This window comes from Paraburkholderia sp. FW306-02-B, assembly GCF_058782725.1.
In genome coordinates this window covers 4,491,234-4,507,365 of the sequence record NZ_JBYSXZ010000001.1, presented here as the reverse complement: position 1 = coordinate 4,507,365, position 16,132 = coordinate 4,491,234, and the positions used below count along the sequence as shown (strand labels likewise).

The following is a 16,132-nucleotide window of genomic DNA, read 5'->3' as shown; positions in this document are numbered from 1 at the left end:
CGTTTTCTTGTGGGGAAACGAACGCGCCGGCCGCTTAAACCGCAAGCACTTTGCCGTTGCGCACGAACGGCAGTTTTACCACGCTTGCGGGAAGGGCTTTGTCACGAATCTGAACGTGAACGGTGTCGCCCGGCTGCACGCCTTTCGGCACGCGCGCGAAGGCGATCGATTCCTGCATCGTCGGGGAAAAAGTGCCGCTGGTGATTTCGCCGTCGCCGTGCGGCGTGAGGACTTTTTGATGAGCACGCAGCACGCCTGCCGCCTTGCCGTTGTCCTTCAGCAGGATCAGGCCGACGAACGCGGCTTGCGAGCCGTTTGCTTCGAGTTTCGATTTGCCGACGAAGTCGCGCGGCGAAGTCAGATCGACGGTCCACGCGAGGCCGGCGTCGAGCGGCGAGACGTTGTCGTCCATGTCCTGGCCGTACAGATTCATGCCGGCTTCGAGGCGCAGCGTGTCGCGCGCGCCGAGACCCGCGGGGCGCACGCCTTGCGCTTGCAACGCGCCCCACAGCGCTTCGACGTGATCCGCCGGGACGATGATTTCGAAGCCGTCTTCGCCGGTGTAGCCGGTGCGGGCGACGGTCAATTCGCCGAACGGCGTGTCGGCGACGCGCGCGGCGTTGAAGGGTTTGAGCGATTCGGTGGCGGCACGCGCGACCGGCACGGTTTGCCAGACTTTTTCGCGGGCGTTCGGGCCTTGCACGGCGACGATCGCGTAATCGCGGCGCGGCGCGATGGTCAGGCCGAAGCTGCCTTCGGCGTTGAGCTGGCCGAACCACGCGATGTCTTTGTCGGCGGTGCCGGCGTTGACGACCACGCGGAAGTGATCTTCGCTGAAGTAATAGACGATCAGATCGTCGATCACGCCGCCGTTCGGGTTCAGCAGACAGGAGTAGAGCGCGCGGCCCGGGGTTTGCAGCTTGGCGACGTTGTTCGCCAGTGCGTATGCGAAGAAGGCGCGTACGCGCTCGCCGGTGAAATCGACGACGCACATGTGCGAGACGTCGAACATGCCGGCGTCGGTGCGCACGGCGCGGTGTTCGTCGATCTGCGAGCCGTAGTTGACGGGCATATCCCAGCCGCCGAAATCGACCATGCGGGCGTTGAGCGCACGATGGGTGGCGTTGAGCGGGGTGTGTTTGAGTTCGGTCATGGGGCCTCGGGCGTCTCGCGAAACAAAAAAGGCCATGCGGCGCTACGCCTCGCGGCCTGATGCCTGCGAGCGATGCGTTGCATGACCCCTCTGTCCTCGATACCTGAGAGATTGCGCTACCGGGCGATGTGATTCGAATCGCTACGGTGAAACGCGCGCCCCTTCGGTGGGCAGCCTGCCTAAGTCTGAGTCATATGCACGACGCAGACGGCTACTGCCGCTCTCCAGAGTGCGAAAAACCTAAGCCGTGAGGCGGGTTTTTCGACGCGGCCGGTCCTTTTGCCTGAGAGTTTGCGGGTGTGCCCCTTCGGCGGCGCGGCCTACTGAAAAATGCGGCCAGCGCGCTCTCCCGACGCGTGCGGCGAATGTACGCGAGGGCCGGGGGCTTGTCAAATAAAGGCCCACAAGGGGCTTGGTGATTGGCGCGGCGGGATGGCGCGCGTCAAAAAAAGCGCGGGACGTGATGCCCGCGCGGTTGCTGCTGTTGTTTTCGTGCCTGAGATGGCGCGATTATTCGCCGATGGCGCGGGCTGCGTTGTCCAGTTCCTGGTTCAGCACGCGCTGTTCGTCGCCGGAGATGCCGCCGCCGTGTTGCGCGGCCATGTCGTGGGCTTCCTGACGGATCACGTCGAGCCGATGGTGCAGGGCGCCGCCTTGCGGGGGCGGGTAGTAGCCCTCGTTCACGCGGGCGTCGATGCGGTGGCTGAGGTTGTCGATGCGGCCGTCGACCTGATGGAGACGTTGGTCCGCGATTTGCTGCGGGGATGGGCGTGGTGCTGGCGCGGGTTGGGGTTGGGGGGCCACCACGCAGGCGGCCAGCGAGGTGAGCAATGCGCATGCAGTTAGCGCGCGGATAGAACGATGCATGGATTCTCCGGGTTTTGTTTTGTTGCTTGGAATAGGAACGGTTTTGCCTTGCCGGGGGCTGACGTTTTGGGTGCGTTTTTTTTGTAACTGGATATTCCTTTCGGGGTTGTTGGTTTTTGGTTTTTTTGCCTTTGGCGGCGTTTATTGTCTGTGTGCAGGCGGTGTTGGCCTTTCCTTGAATTCTTAGTGGTCTATTAGCTTCGCCCCTGTGCGGGGCAGGCACTTACTTTCTTTGCCGCCGCAAAGAAAGTAAGCAAAGAAAGCGGCTTCACACCGCTAACGCTTAAGCGGGTCCCCTGGCTTGGAGGAGGTAGTGGAGCATCTGGAATCGGTGCTCCCGCACACTCCGCGCCGGTGACAAGGCCGTCATACTTCCAGCGGCGCTGCGCGCGCCGCGGCGGTACTTCTCAACACCAAGTGGAGGTATGCGCTTCCGCCGTCATTCTTCCCGCCTCGCACGGCGCGCTCGCCGGAACGGTTTGCCAGGAAAACCGGGGGCCTCGCTTTTTCTCTGTGGGTGCCATCGGCTTTGCCTCGGCGAGGCGCCCAAATGTGCGAGTGTGAGCCACCACTCCGGATGACACGCTAGTGCCTCGGCGAGGCATTGGGGACGAGAGGGCGAGCCGCCGCAGCCGGGGGAAAAGTGCCGAACGAAGCGCAGCCGCGCGTTACGCTAGCGCAGCAAAGGCAAGCCACTACGCTTGAACAACCGCAGGCCCCGGAAGCACCCTACGGGCGACGGGCCCGACGGTTTTATGAAGTACCGCCACGGCGCGCGCAGCGCCGCCGGAAGTATGACGGCCTTGTCACCGGCGCGGAGTGTGCGGGAGCACTGATTCCAGATGCTCCACTGCCTCCTCCAAGCCAGGGGACCCGCTTAAGCGTTAGACAGTATGACTCCCGTGAGGCAAGGGCTGGCCTGCCGTGAGGAATCAAACGCGGGTTAGCATTGCTACCAGAGCCGCACGGTGCGGCCCGTCCGCACCCGGCGAATTCCGGCACGGAGGCCAGCATGGAACACGATAGCACGCTGTACGTCGGTTGCGACGTTCACAAGGATTCGATCACAGTTGCCTATGCACTCGATGCGGGCGAGGTTGAGTTGCTCGGCAAGACCGGTACGAGGCAGGCCGATATCGAGCGCCTGTGCAAGCGCCTGCAGTCAAAGGCGCCACGCATCCGGTTCGTCTACGAGGCAGGCCCGTGCGGCTACGGGCTTTACCGTCAACTCGTGAACAAGGGTTTCGACTGCATGGTGTGCGCGCCATCGCTGATTCCCAAAAAACCAGGCGAGCGGGTCAAGACCGATCGGCGTGATGCGCTCAAGCTGGTACGTTCACTGCGCGCCGGCGACCTGTCAGCGGTATACGTGCCCAGCGTGGACGACGAAGCGTTCCGCGATCTGGCGCGTACGTGGGTGAGCGCCCGGGATGACCTGAAGCGGGCGCGGCAACAGCTGAAGGCTTTCCTGCTCTCGCATGGGGTGCGCTATACAGGCCGTGCCGACTGGGGACCGGCGCACCAGCGCTGGCTGGGCGCGCATGCATTCGACAGTGCATGGCAGCAACTGGCGTTCGAGGAACATCGCCGCACCATCGAGGACCGCCTCGCGCAATGCGCGCGACTGGAGGCCGCGTTGCGCGAAGCGGTCCCCAACTGGCGCTTCTATCCGGCCGTGCTGGGCCTGCAGACCATGCGCGGCGTGCAGTTCACCACGGCCGTGGGCATGCTCGCGGAGCTGGGTGACCTGTCGCGTTTTGCACACCCGCGCCAGCTGATGGCCTGGCTGGGCGTGACGCCCTCGGAACACTCGTCAGGCGAGAAGCGCCGTCAGGGCAGTATCACGAAGAACGGCAACAGCTACGCGAGAAAGCTGCTCGTCGAAGCTGCCTGGAGCTACCGGCATCCGGCCCGTGTCAGTCCCGACATCCAGCGCCGCCACGAAGGCATCCCCAAGCCGATCGTGGATCGCGCCTGGGACGCACAGGTGCGGCTGTGCCGACGCTATCGCAAGCTCATCGCGCGCGGCAAGCAGAAGAACATCGCGGTGGTCGCGGTTGCCCGCGAACTGGCAGGTTTTATCTGGGACGTCAGCCGGCTCGCGATGTCGCTGGCCGTACCGCACGAGGTGCGCCTGGCATGATGCAACATCCAGCCCCGTTGCCCCAACCTGACACTGGAGGAGTTTCCTGAAGGCGGCGTAGCCCGGCACACGAGTAACCCGCGACACCGCTACGCAACGGATTGCATCCGACTTGCGGCTTTAGATTGCGGCAGGCTCATTGGGCGGACCTCTGTAATGCGGTACCCAACCCGCGGATATCAGCGTGATCCACCGTCGAGATGTACTGCTACGTCGCCCTCAGGAAATTCAGACAATATGAATTTGAGAAACCGAAAAACCGATCCCGATTGACACCGGGAGTCATATCAGCGGTGTGAAGCCGCTTTCTTTGCTTACTTTCTTTGCGGCGGCAAAGAAAGTAAGTGCCTGCCCCGCACAGGGGCGAAGCTAATAGACCACTAAGAATTCAAGGAAAGGCCAACACCGTAAGCGTACAACCCAAAGCGCCGAGCAGGCAAACAAACCTAAACCCTTTATCGAATTCGTTCGAACGCCAACCGCACACCCTCATCCGAGCTCCGAGCAGCAAGCTCGACAACAGTCATAACATCAACTGCATCCTGTGCGCTAACAGGAAACTTCACGCCATTCTGAATGGCATCAACCAAGGCAATATAAAACCCTGCATAGTCCCCATTGCGAGTGGGAACCTCGCGCTCAACCTCTTGCGCGCCTTCGAGCACCCGCAGCACCCCCGCCGCGTTGCCGGCGCCAAAGCCGTCATTGCCGGGCCGCAGTCCGGCCTTCAACTGATCTTCCTGCGTATCGAGCCCATATTTCACATAGCTCCCACGCGTGCCGTGAATCGCAAACCTCGGCGCGACCAGCGCTGTCAACGCGCTCGCATGCAGTACCACCTCGAATTCGCCATACCCCAACTGAATATGCACGTAATCCGGCGCGCTCGCCTGATCGCGGTGCGTCCGAACCGTGGCGCACACGGTCTGAGGCGTACCAAACAAAGCCAACGCCTGGTCGATCAGATGCGGCCCGAGATCGAACAGCAAACCGCCCCCCCGCGAAGCCTCCTCGCGCCAACGCTGCCGAACCTCCGGCCGGAACCGGTCGAAATGCGATTCATATTGCGTGACGCGCCCCAACTCGCCGCTGGCGAGCAGATCCCGTACGGTCAGAAAGTCACCGTCCCAGCGGCGGTTGTGAAAGGGCACGAACAACTTGCCACGTGCAAGCGCGATGTTGGCAAGGGTGTGGGCGTCGGCGGCCGTGAGCGTCACCGGCTTGTCGACCACCACGTGCTTGCCCGCTTCGAGCGTGCGGCGCGCGAGGTCGAAGTGCGTGTCGTTGGGCGTCGCGATCACGACGCAGTCGATTTCGTCGAGCGCGAGCAGCGCGTCCAGGTCGGCGACCACCTTCGCGTGCGGGTAGTCGGCCAGTGCGTGCTCGGCCTGGCTGGTCGCGATCGCGGCGACGTTCGCCCGCCCGCAGTGCTCGATCACCGGCGCGTGGAAGGTCGCGCCGGCAAAACCATAACCCATCAATCCAATCTTCAGCGATGCGGACATGCGTGTCTTCCTGCAAAAACGGCGCGCCGCTTTGCCACCACGGCGGCGGCGCGCAACGACGTAATTGTGGCATGTCCTGAACACGGACTGTCAGCGTCGTCGCGGGTGTCTGTCAGAGACATCTGTCGCTGCGGTTGTTAAGTCAGCCACCGCAGTCGTAAGCGTGGGCTGCTGGCGCGGTCATGCGTCGCGGGGCGCCATCGCCGTCACCCGTAGCGATCACCCGTAGCGATCACCCGTAGCGATCACCCGTAGCGATCACCCGTAGCGATCACCCGTAGCGATCACCCGTAGCGATCACCCGTAGCGATCACCCGTAGCGATCACCCGTAGCAATCACCCGTAGCAATCACCCGTAGCAATCACCCGTAGCAATCACCCGTAGCCGTCACCCGCAGCGGCATCCATCGCAGGCTTCCGTGTTAACATCGCTCCTCTCGCGCGGATTGCTGCGAGCCGGAACGCCCTTCGCACCACGAGAGGCACCCGTTCCAGCCGCCCGCCCCGCGCAGCATGCCCCCGGGCCTTCGGTCCAGCGACTCCGCACCCAAGCGCCCTCAACCGCATTACCCATCCACAGACGATGTCCGCAGGCCTGAACCCCGCTCAAAATGAAGCGGTCCGTTATCTCGACGGTCCGTGTCTCGTGCTCGCCGGTGCAGGCAGCGGCAAGACGCGCGTGATTACGCAGAAGATCGCGCACCTGATCGAAGCCAAAGGTTTCGAGCCGCGCCACATCGCCGCCGTTACGTTCACGAACAAGGCCGCGGCGGAAATGCGCGAGCGCGTCGGCAAGCTGCTCGAAGGCAAGACGCTCACCACGCCCGGCAAGGAAGGCCGTAAAGTGCCGGTCAATCAGTTGACGGTCTGCACCTTCCACTCGCTCGGCGTGCAGATTCTGCGGCAGGAAGCGGAACACGTCGGCCTGAAACCGCAGTTCTCGATCATGGATTCGGACGACTGCTTCGGCATGATCCAGGAGCAGGTCGGCTCGACGGACAAGGGCTTCATCCGCAAGATCCAGTCGATCATCTCGCTGTGGAAAAACGGCCTCATCATGCCGGAAGAGGCGATCGCGATCGCCGCGAACGAGGACGAGCACCAGGCCGCGATCGTCTATCGCAACTACGTGGCGACGCTGCACGCGTATCAGGCGGTCGATTTCGACGATCTGATCCGGCTACCCGCTGAACTCTTCGCGAAGAACGAGCCGGTGCGCGACCGCTGGCAGAACAAGCTGCGCTATCTGCTGATCGATGAGTATCAGGACACCAACGCGTGCCAGTACGAGCTGCTCAAGCAGCTGGCCGGTCCGCGCGCGGCGTTCACCGCGGTGGGCGACGACGATCAGGCAATCTACGGCTGGCGCGGCGCGACGCTCGAAAACCTTGCGCAGCTCGGCAAGGATTTTCCGAAGCTGCATCTGGTGAAGCTCGAGCAGAACTACCGTTCGACGGTGCGCATCCTGACCGCCGCCAACAACGTGATCGCGAACAACCCGAAGCTGTTCGAAAAGAAACTGTGGTCCGAACACGGCATGGGCGACACGATCACCGTCACGCCGTGCAACGACGAAGAACACGAAGCCGAATCCGTGGTGTTTCGTCTCTCCGCGCACAAGTTCGAGCGGCGCGCGAATTTCCGCGACTACGCGATCCTGTATCGCGGCAATTTCCAGGCGCGCATCTTCGAACAGGTACTGCGGCGCGAACGCATTCCGTATGTGCTGTCCGGCGGCCAGTCGTTCTTCGACAAAGCCGAGATCAAGGACATCTGCGCGTATCTGCGCCTGATCGCCAACGCGAACGACGACCCCGCCTTCATCCGCGCGATCACCACGCCGCGCCGCGGGGTCGGCAATACGACGCTCGAGGCGCTTGGCTCATTCGCGGGCCAGGCCAAGGTGTCGCTGTTCGAGGCGGTGTACATGGGCGGCATCGAGGCGCGGCTGTCGCCGCGTCAGATCGAACCGATGCGCGTGTTCTGCGATTTCATGCAGCGTCTCACCGATCGCGCCGAAAAGGATGCCGCAGGCACCTTGCTCGACGAACTGATGGACGCGATTCACTACGAGGCCTATCTGTACGATGCGTTCGACGAACGCCAGGCGCAGTCGAAGTGGCAGAACGTGCTGGAGTTCATCGAGTGGCTCAAGCGCAAGGGTACGAAGGCTGAGCCTGACGGTTCTGAGAAGGGCGAAGCAACCGGCTTTGACAACGCCGATGGCCTCGCCGACACCGGCAAGAATCTGCTCGGCCTGATCCAGACCGTCGCGCTGATGTCGATGCTCGAAGGCAAGGAAGAAGATCCGGACGCGGTGCGGCTTTCGACGGTGCATGCATCGAAGGGGCTGGAGTATCCGCACGTGTTTCTGGTGGGCGTCGAGGAAGGCATCATGCCGCACCGCGGCGGCGCCGACGACGCGCCGATCGACGACGCGCGTATCGAGGAAGAGCGCCGCCTGATGTACGTCGCGATCACGCGGGCGCAGCGCAGCCTGCATCTGAACTGGTGCAAGAAGCGTAAGCGGGCGCGCGAAACGGTGGTGTGCGAGCCGTCGCGCTTCATCCCCGAAATGCTGCTCGACGACGCGCCGCCGCCGACCCCCGAGGAAGCGCCGATGTCGCCGAAAGACCGGCTAGCGAGTTTGAAGGCGTTGTTGCAGAAACCTTGAGCGCGAATGCGAGCGAGCGTCCGCGTTCGCTTGCAAGACCTCGCGCGCGGCAGGTGCATCGGCGGTTTTCACGAGCACTCGCGTTACAGTGGCACGGCTCGTTCACCGGAGACCGTTGCATGTCCACGCTGCCCCTCGCGCACTGTCGCCGCGCACTCGAAACCTACATCGACGCGAAGGACAACACGCGTGCCGAACGCATCGCCGAGGCGTTTGCGCCGGACGCGGTGCTCACCATTTCGTTGGCGACGTCGAATATTGCGTTTCCGGCGCGCACTGTCGGAATCGATGCGATTGCGAAAACGCTCGTGAGCGATTTCGGCGCTCAGTATGCGCAGTGCCGGACCTATTACGTGTGCGACTCGCTGGCGGTGAATGACCGCACGATCGAGGCATTACCGTGGCTGGTGGTGATGCGCGAGCTCGCGACCGGTGCCTTACGCGTCGGCCACGGCGCGTATCGGTGGATGTTCGACGAGACTGCACGCGTGGCGCAATTCCACATCCACATCGCGCGCATGGACGTCGTGCCCGATGCCGACGGTGCGTTGCTCGCAGCGTTGCAAAATGGCTTGAGCTATCCATGGCTCGCGCCGGCTGCCATGCAACGGCATTTCACGTCGCTCGCGCGCAGTACGCCGGCGTTGGCGTTCGTCGATGCGTTCAGCCTTCCGGCGGTCACGCCGGACGATACCCGCACCGGTGCGTAAATCGAATCGCGCATAAAAAAATCCCTGCTCGTGTAATCACGGCGCAGGGATTTTTCGTTTTGCCAGAAGCGCTAGAGAAGCGGGTTATTTCGCCGCGCTGACCATGTAATCGACGGCGGCCTTCACGTCCGCATCCGACGCGGTGGAGCCGCCTTTCGCCGGCATCGCGCCCTTGCCGTGCAGCGCATAGTTGTAGACGGTGTCCATCGGTTCCTTCAGACGCGCGGCCCAGGCGTCTTTGTCGCCGAATTTCGGTGCGTTCAGCACGCCTGCCGCATGACACGCCTGGCAAACCTGTTGATACAGCGCCTTGCCGGCTTGCGATGCGTCCGCGCTTTGCGTCGCGCCTGCTGCCGGCGCGGCTGCTTGCGGCACGCTCGCCATCGCCGCCATGGCCACTGCGGCCTGGGCGGCAGACGCGTCCGAGGCGCCGGCCGGCGCCGCGGCGGCTGCGCCCGAAGCTGCGGCCGCACCCGAAGCCGCCGCTGTGGGCTGCGCCGGTTCAGGGAAGCTCGCGCCGGAATTGTTCGCCATATAAGCTACCGCGCGGGCGATTTCGAAGTCGCTGTAGTCGTCCGGGCTGGTGCCGCCGCGCGCGGGCATCGCGCCCTTGCCGGTCAGCGCCGTGTGCAGGAGCGTGTCGAAGCCTTGTGCGATGCGCGGCGCCCAGTCGGCGGTATTGGTGAATTTCGGCGCGCCAGCCGTACCCGCCGCGTGACACGCGGAGCAAACGGCCTTGTAGACCTCTTCGCCGGATTTGTAGACGCGCGGCGCATTGGCGTCGCGGATGTCGACCTGCGCAAGCGGCTTGATGCGGGCGCCGACCTCGGCTTCGGAGAGACTGTCTGTGCCGGCGCCGGTACGAGTCGAGTTATCGACGTAGACCGCCAGCAGAACGATGATGACGATCGGTACGGCAAACCCCGCGATGATCGCTGCGACGAGCTGCTTGGGGGTTTTGATCGGGGCTCCGTGTGGTGCTTCGCTCATGCTTGTCTCGTCTCCGTGGGTATGTGAGCGGTACAGCGTGACGGCAACTTCTTGTTCTTGAATCAGCCACGGACGATTATAGACGCAACGTTTCGGCGGCGGCGAGCGGCGCGGCGAGGTGTTCAGCAGGCGTTTACCCGCATCGCGGGGCGCTCCTTGCGGCGCTCGGGCGGCGGTTTTGAAGCGCCAAATACCGCCATGCAGGCCGTCCGGTGGACGGTTTGGACGAAACCGGGTATCCTTGCGGTCTCGCTTTGGCGTCGCTCCCGCTCAGGTTGCCGCGCTTTCGTGTTGAAGCGCCCGTAGCTCAATGGATAGAGTACTGCCCTCCGAAGGCAGGGGTTGCTGGTTCGATCCCAGCCGGGCGCACCAATAGCCGTAAGGCTTTCAGCGGTTTCTCTGCTTCATCGTTTCTCCCCAGTACAGTGAAAATACAGTTAGCCGGCGGCCGTCTGCAGGTCGACGACCTGTGTGTGCGGCTGAACCCAGCGTGCCAGGTGATCGGCTGACAGTTGCGCGTAGCGTTGCACCATTTCCAGCGTTTCCCATCCTCCCAGCTCCTTGAGTACCTGCAACGGCGTGCCGCGCTGCACTTGCCAGCTCGCCCACGTATGCCGCAGATCGTGCAGCGGAAGCCGCGGATACCGGCGCGCTTCAACGCCTTTTTTCCACGCGGCAGTAACGGTCTGGTTAACCAGGAGGTGTATGGCTTGCCCGAATATCTCGGCGCGCTGCACGCGGCATGGTTGAACGAGTCGGCGACGCTCTTTCGCCGACGGTATTACGAGAATGGTTCACACGCCGGATTCATCCTGTACACGACGGACGCGGCGCATCGCATCCCGCCGCAGCTCATGGGGATCGTGCCGAGCAACACGGGAGGGTTTGGCGCGGCAGACACGGCTGCCCAAGTCTTCGGAGTGAACGAAATCGAACCGCTGCAACGGCGGTTCGCGCAGATTAACGAATGGCTTGGCGACGAGATCGTGCGATTCATTCCGTACACCATCGGCGCGGCAGCAGCGTAAGTTGGAGGCCTTCAGTGACGCAGCAACAGGTAGGCGGTGAAAGTGCCAATCAGCACAGCCCCCGCGCTATAGAACGCAGGTCTGTTTCGCAAGACATCCAGCCTGGACACAGGAGGCTTGTTCTCACCATCGAGGTTCCAATAGGCAATGCCTGGGTCTCCCGTTAGATTGCTGATAATCAGCCCGGCCGCACCGACGAACAGCACGAGCAGAATCACAAATGTTGGTGTTGACATGTCTTTATGCCTTGCTTAATCGTTGGCCCAATGCATGAAGACGGGTAGTTCTTCCTGATACATGTCGTTCGCAGCTTCACCGGCCATCCCGCCCAAGTTGCTACCGATAAACACGAGGGCGACGGCACATGCAGGTTCAGCCGGACCGCACACAAAGGAAACCGCGAGCCCTGCGAGGCTTCCCCCAATCATGCCGCCTCTTTGACTTTATCCTTGGCCGCGACCACTTCACCCGTCGCGAGAATACCTGTGCTGCTGTATTGAATCTGCTCGAAGCGGCAACTTAACGGTCTGCGCGGTGCCTACGCAAATGGCGCGCCTTGCGATCAGATGCACGTCCTCAGCACGGGATCCGGCTGTCCTCCGGCGACTCTGCTGCCCCGCGCCGCGCTGTTCCGTCCGGCTCCGTGAACCGTGTCTCCGGGGCGTCGTCCTTGCTTGCTCGAAGCATTGCTGCGACCAGCACACCAAGGCACGCGCCAAAGGATCCCCCTACACCAAAGCCAAATAAGAATTCCATCGTTTTTCCCCGTTGCAATTATTGAAGGATAGAAGCCAACCAGTCGTTCGCTGTCGGTGAGGGGCGCGCGCTCGAAATAACGCACCCGGTGCAGCACTATCCTGATTCCCCGAGCGCATCACATCATCCTCGCCAATGTCGACCGCGATCACGCCGCGCTGATAGCGCTCGCGGTTGCTGTCTTTCAATCGTCGCGCGTGACGCGAGAGACTAAATGACAAGGATCACGTTGAGGACGCGAGACGTATTTTCGTTTCCCGTCCTGCGGGAAATGCGAATGACGCGTTGCGGGCCTGGTGACGCGTTCATCCAGAGCGTCATCGAACGGGTTTGTTGCGTCTGTGTTCTGACGCGGCGATAAGAAACGGATTGCTGAGCCGCCATGATGGCAGCCGGCGTGTATGGACATAGTTTTCCCCCGGTTCGCGTATTGCCTTTTTACTGCTTGTGCTGCTGTATTAAATTTGCTCGATGCAGCGTCTTGATGGTCTGTAACATGCCGACGCAAATAGCGGGCCACCCCTGATTTCCCAAGGCGAGCATTTGAGGCAGGGGCGGGGGCGTTTTTCCAATGCTCCACGCCGGCACAAACTGTTTCAGTCATGTAACACGCTTGAGCGGAAGCGGCCGCCAAACCGGTCGACTCGGACGCTCTAATGATGCGTTTTTTATTTCCGTGGGCGCCTGCGAGCGGTACTCGTGCGCGGCATGGACACGAACGCCGAAGATGTTGCAAAAATGAAAACAAGGTGCGCTGCCGCGAGCGCTGATGTCCCGATCCGGCCCGGGCAGTTGCGATCAATTGCAGGGTGGGTACCCGGTCGTCAAGTTCGGGTCCGGCTTCCCTTCGGGCCACGCCAGCTCTGTCGGCATAATGGCGCTGTGTGCTGTGTGCTGTGTGCGAATCAGCGCCCCTCAGTACCGAAACGGTACAGCGTAACTCTGTTACGTAAGTGTGCGATTTTCGCGTGTGAGCGCCAATTCCACAGATTTGAGTGTGCAATTGCCGGAATGCCGAATGCGCACTATCGACCCACTGCGGTCCTTGGGACCGAAGCGAAGTAGGTGTCCGGTGTAGAACGTCTTTCGGTCGTTAAGTGAATCTAGCCCCGAGACGTCGTTCAACATCGGGGAGCATGTCACTCCCCGATCGAGGGCAGCGGAGCCGGAAGCTAATGCCAGACCTGGACCATCCAACCCAAAGCGCTTCACTGAAACGTGACGGACCTGACGGGACGGTGGTCTGGAAGCCGGGCGATATTTTCAAGAGCAATGATAGGCATTCCCCGACCTACCCGCTGATGTGATCCGCCCCGCCCGCCTCCTTGATGAAGGCGAGCAGGAGCTCGCTGAGCCGAACCGGCTGCTCCTGTTGGATCCAGTGACCGGCGCCGTCGATCAGCTCGATGCCCCCCATTCTCGTCGTCGCCTTCGTCCTCATAAGATCGAGCGCGCCCGGCGCCGAGTAGGTGCCCCAATCGCTCTTCCCGCCAATGAAGAGCGACGGGACATCGATCGTCTTGCCCGAAAACAGGCGCAACTCAGCGTTCAGGTCAGGATCGGAAAAGACGCGATAAGCCTGCAGGGCGCCTTGAAACCCCGTGCGGCCATACTCCTCCGTGTACACCCCAAGTTCCGTCTCGGTGAGCCATTTGCTGGCCAGGACCTCGGCGGAGGAAGGTTGGAATGGAGCGACGGTCTCGGGCATCGTCTTGCCGAGATCCATGACGTAATAGGTGGGCATTTGTGCAAGTTCTGCGGCGGTTAGCGCCTTCAACGGATGCGGCTTATTACCCGGCCAGTCGGCGCTCTTGACGTAGAAAAATGCACGAAGAAACGCGTGTAAGCCTTGAGGGGGGTGCCACATGTCATGGTTCGCCTCCCGTGTGCTCAGGTATTGCTGGTAATACTCTCTTGGCGGGTCGAGCGCCGCCAGCGCGGCCGCTAACTTTTGATTGCCAGTGTTCGGTTGAACCGACGATACCTCGCTTTCCGCAATGTTGAACGGAAGCGTCGGCGGACCGGGGAACGGTGCGCTCATCAGCACCACCGAGGGAAAGACGTCAGGTCGGGCTAGCGCACAATAGGCCGCCACGGGCGAGCCGAGGTCGTGCCCGACGAGCATTGCCGTACGCCGATACCCCAACGCCAAAACCAATCCAAGGGCGTCACGCGTCATATTCAAAAGGCTGAAGGGCGCTAGCTGGGCGTCATAGTCGTTCACCCAACCGGTGGTGCGGCCAAAACCCCGCTGGTCGGGCGCCACGACATGGTAGCCGGCGTCCGCCAGAATTGGGATGAGGTGTCGCCAGCCGTAAGCCAAATCGGGAAACCCGTGCAGAAGCAGCGCGAGTGGCCGGCCGAGGCTTTCGTAACCGGCCTCGAGAATATGGACATCGAGGCCGTTGACCCCACGGATCATGCGCGAGCGGACCCCCTTGGGAAGCGTTCCCTCGCCATATGTTGATGTGGTCAAGTCAATTCCTCCTACGAGGTTTGCGCGGGCGGGTCGAATTAAAGCCGCAACGAGGCTGACCGCGCCCATCGCTAAGACGGCTCGTCGGGACGCCGATGGCTTGAAGCTAGGTGGATGACTCATGACGGAACGCCACGTCCGCGTGCAAGCGTTGTCTTCAGCTTCAGCGAAAACGCACGCGACGAATAATTCGCACGGCGGCCGGGCAATCGAGGACGATCAGCCCCGACATGAAGACGCTCTGCATAGGGTGAGCGAGGAAACCCGCACGTTTCGTCTTCAGTTATTCCTGCCGCAATCTGGGCAGGCTGCGCATCACTGAACGAACCTTCTTGGCTTGCGATTGGGTCGGGGGGCATCGCCGGGCTCCTTGTATGGTGATCACCATAGTATGTCGATCACCATAGAATAATCAAGCGAAACGTGCTATGTTCTCGGCATGCCACGTAAGACTGACGCCCGCGCTCGCGCGATTGCCACGGCCGAACGACTGTTTCGCATCCAAGGCTACACTGCGACGGGATTGATCCAGATCCTTGAAGAAAGCGGTGCGCCTAAGGGATCGTTCTACTTTCACTTTCCACGCGGCAAGGCACAACTCGCAGAAGAAGCAATCGATAATTACGTTGCGAATCGAATTGCTGTATTACGGGACATCTCGGCGAATACGACGGGTGATGCTCTGAATTTTGTTCATCAGATTTTCAGGACATTCGCGGCCGAAATGGTCGCCTCTGATTTCCAGTATGGATGTCTAATGCAAAATCTGGCGAATGAGTTGCCCGCGCTCGACGCTGAGCTGACCAAACGGGTAGCGCGCGGATTTGCTGAGTCGACCGAGATTCTTGCGGAGCATTTTAGGGGGTGTGGTTTCGCTCCCGCGCGCGCGTCCTCTACCGCAGCCGCATTGGTAGCCGCCCTCGAAGGCGCGCGGACGATCGCCCGCCTGGAACGCACGCCGGCTATATTCGAGGCGCTCGCAGAGGTTAGTGTCCAACGGTGGGCTGCCTCCGGAGGGTGATCCGGTCCAATGTTCTCGGTCGGACGAAATTGGCACCGATCATCCTACGAAGAGCGTCGGTCTTTCGCGAATGTCCGTTCGCAGACGCCCAGCCGCCGGATGAATGTCTTGGCATTGTCCATTGCCGGACCGCCACAATCAGTTTGGCTTCGGCTTAAGCAGGAATATGTCACGCTAATTCTCTCGACTGCGTTCGCTTGGGTCGCGCTGAGGCAGTCGGGCGACTTGAACGCAAGGAGAATGGGCATGCAGACGAATTCGAAGAAGGCTGAACAGGTCGGCCTGCCGGCGACCTCACGGCTGAGCCGGTCGTACGGCAAGGCTGATTTTGTCGACGCATTTTCGGTGGACTTGCCAGCGACTGCTTGCAACGACGCAGAGTCTCTCGCTCGATACATCTTTGCAGGGCAACCCAAGTGGATCGCGATGCTGCTGGGAGTTCGAGACATTGCCGTTTGGCCATTCGGCCTTAAAAGAACGATCGATCTGAAAGTCGCGAAGGACGACCGGCTAAGTATTTTCCGCGTGTTCGAACGGCATAAAGACGAGATCATTCTGGGAGAGGACGACACGCATCTTGATTTCCGCGTGTCGGTTCTCGTGCAGCCTGCATCTGAGGACCGGTCCCAGCGACTGATAGTCACTACGCTTGTCTTCTACAATCGTCTGCTGGGTCGGGCCTATCTTGGCCTTATCGCTCCTTTCCATCGCCTCGTCGTGCGAGCCTCGCTCGACCGGGCACAGAAGCTCGGATGGCCCGGCCGGTAGCGGCGATTCCGATCAACGCGCCTTCCAGCGGGCCGTAGATG

At 61.7% G+C, this 16,132-nt stretch carries 11 protein-coding genes, 1 tRNA gene, 2 pseudogenes and 2 riboswitches; of the genes and pseudogenes, 7 read left to right on the top strand and 7 right to left on the bottom strand.

Going from position 1 to position 16,132, the window contains the following annotated elements; genetic code table 11:
- Window positions 1-34 precede the first annotated feature (34 nt).
- Together gcvT and AC3WOG_RS20305 are read right to left on the bottom strand one after the other, a co-directional pair.
- Window positions 35-1,153 carry a glycine cleavage system aminomethyltransferase GcvT gene (gcvT, locus tag AC3WOG_RS20310; RefSeq protein ID WP_492579586.1) on the bottom strand — a complete coding sequence of 373 codons (1,119 nt, stop codon included), beginning with the start codon at window positions 1,151-1,153 and terminating at the stop codon, window positions 35-37.
- Window positions 1,154-1,233: 80 nt separating this feature from the next.
- A riboswitch (glycine riboswitch) is annotated at window positions 1,234-1,391 on the bottom strand.
- A gap of 22 nt (window positions 1,392-1,413) precedes the next feature.
- A riboswitch (glycine riboswitch) is annotated at window positions 1,414-1,515 on the bottom strand.
- A gap of 148 nt (window positions 1,516-1,663) precedes the next feature.
- Window positions 1,664-2,020, bottom strand: a complete 357-nt coding sequence (locus tag AC3WOG_RS20305) for a hypothetical protein (protein ID WP_492579585.1) — start codon at window positions 2,018-2,020, stop codon at window positions 1,664-1,666.
- Window positions 2,021-3,032: 1,012 nt separating this feature from the next.
- On the opposite strand from AC3WOG_RS20305, the gene AC3WOG_RS20300 reads away from it, so the two are divergent.
- On the top strand, window positions 3,033-4,163 hold the full coding sequence (locus tag AC3WOG_RS20300) for an IS110 family RNA-guided transposase (protein ID WP_492579583.1): 1,131 nt from the start codon (window positions 3,033-3,035) through the stop codon (window positions 4,161-4,163).
- Between the two features lie 455 nt (window positions 4,164-4,618).
- Here AC3WOG_RS20300 and AC3WOG_RS20295 read toward each other — a convergent pair whose 3' ends face one another.
- A complete protein-coding gene (locus tag AC3WOG_RS20295; protein ID WP_492579581.1) occupies window positions 4,619-5,668 on the bottom strand; it encodes an oxidoreductase in 1,050 nt (349 codons plus the stop codon).
- A gap of 583 nt (window positions 5,669-6,251) precedes the next feature.
- Here AC3WOG_RS20295 and AC3WOG_RS20290 point away from each other — a divergent pair.
- Complete coding sequence (locus AC3WOG_RS20290) at window positions 6,252-8,342, top strand: UvrD-helicase domain-containing protein (RefSeq protein ID WP_492579580.1); 2,091 nt, start codon at window positions 6,252-6,254, stop codon at window positions 8,340-8,342.
- Between the two features lie 119 nt (window positions 8,343-8,461).
- Complete coding sequence (locus AC3WOG_RS20285; RefSeq protein ID WP_492579579.1) at window positions 8,462-9,052, top strand: hypothetical protein; 591 nt, start codon at window positions 8,462-8,464, stop codon at window positions 9,050-9,052.
- 84 nt (window positions 9,053-9,136) lie between these two features.
- Here the strand turns inward: AC3WOG_RS20285 and AC3WOG_RS20280 are convergent, their stop codons facing one another.
- Window positions 9,137-10,042: a c-type cytochrome gene (locus tag AC3WOG_RS20280; RefSeq protein ID WP_492579578.1), complete on the bottom strand. Its 906-nt coding sequence runs from the start codon at window positions 10,040-10,042 to the stop codon at window positions 9,137-9,139.
- A gap of 296 nt (window positions 10,043-10,338) precedes the next feature.
- Here AC3WOG_RS20280 and AC3WOG_RS20275 point away from each other — a divergent pair.
- Window positions 10,339-10,414: transfer RNA gene (locus AC3WOG_RS20275), tRNA-Arg, on the top strand.
- A 65-nt stretch (window positions 10,415-10,479) separates the two neighbouring features.
- On the opposite strand, the pseudogene AC3WOG_RS20270 reads toward AC3WOG_RS20275, so the two are convergent.
- Window positions 10,480-10,737, bottom strand: a pseudogene (locus AC3WOG_RS20270) (tyrosine-type recombinase/integrase); the annotation flags it as partial.
- On the opposite strand from AC3WOG_RS20270, the pseudogene AC3WOG_RS20265 reads away from it, so the two are divergent.
- Window positions 10,732-11,070: pseudogene (locus AC3WOG_RS20265) on the top strand (phage portal protein); the annotation flags it as partial. The pseudogenes AC3WOG_RS20270 and AC3WOG_RS20265 sit on opposite strands and share 6 nt — an antisense overlap.
- Before the next feature lie 11 nt (window positions 11,071-11,081).
- On the opposite strand, the gene AC3WOG_RS20260 reads toward AC3WOG_RS20265, so the two are convergent.
- Both AC3WOG_RS20260 and AC3WOG_RS20255 read right to left on the bottom strand, forming a co-directional pair.
- Complete coding sequence (locus AC3WOG_RS20260; protein ID WP_492579577.1) at window positions 11,082-11,306, bottom strand: hypothetical protein; 225 nt, start codon at window positions 11,304-11,306, stop codon at window positions 11,082-11,084.
- A gap of 1,811 nt (window positions 11,307-13,117) precedes the next feature.
- Window positions 13,118-14,248 carry an alpha/beta fold hydrolase gene (locus AC3WOG_RS20255; protein ID WP_492579845.1) on the bottom strand — a complete coding sequence of 377 codons (1,131 nt, stop codon included), beginning with the start codon at window positions 14,246-14,248 and terminating at the stop codon, window positions 13,118-13,120.
- 493 nt (window positions 14,249-14,741) lie between these two features.
- Here AC3WOG_RS20255 and AC3WOG_RS20250 point away from each other — a divergent pair, with 493 nt between their 5' ends.
- Together AC3WOG_RS20250 and AC3WOG_RS20245 are read left to right on the top strand one after the other, a co-directional pair.
- Window positions 14,742-15,323, top strand: coding sequence for a TetR/AcrR family transcriptional regulator (locus AC3WOG_RS20250; RefSeq protein WP_492579576.1), 582 nt, complete (start codon window positions 14,742-14,744; stop codon window positions 15,321-15,323).
- A 246-nt stretch (window positions 15,324-15,569) separates the two neighbouring features.
- Entirely contained in the window at window positions 15,570-16,091 is a 522-nt protein-coding gene (locus tag AC3WOG_RS20245; protein ID WP_492579575.1) for a DUF2867 domain-containing protein, read from the top strand.
- Window positions 16,092-16,132: the final 41 nt, after the last annotated feature.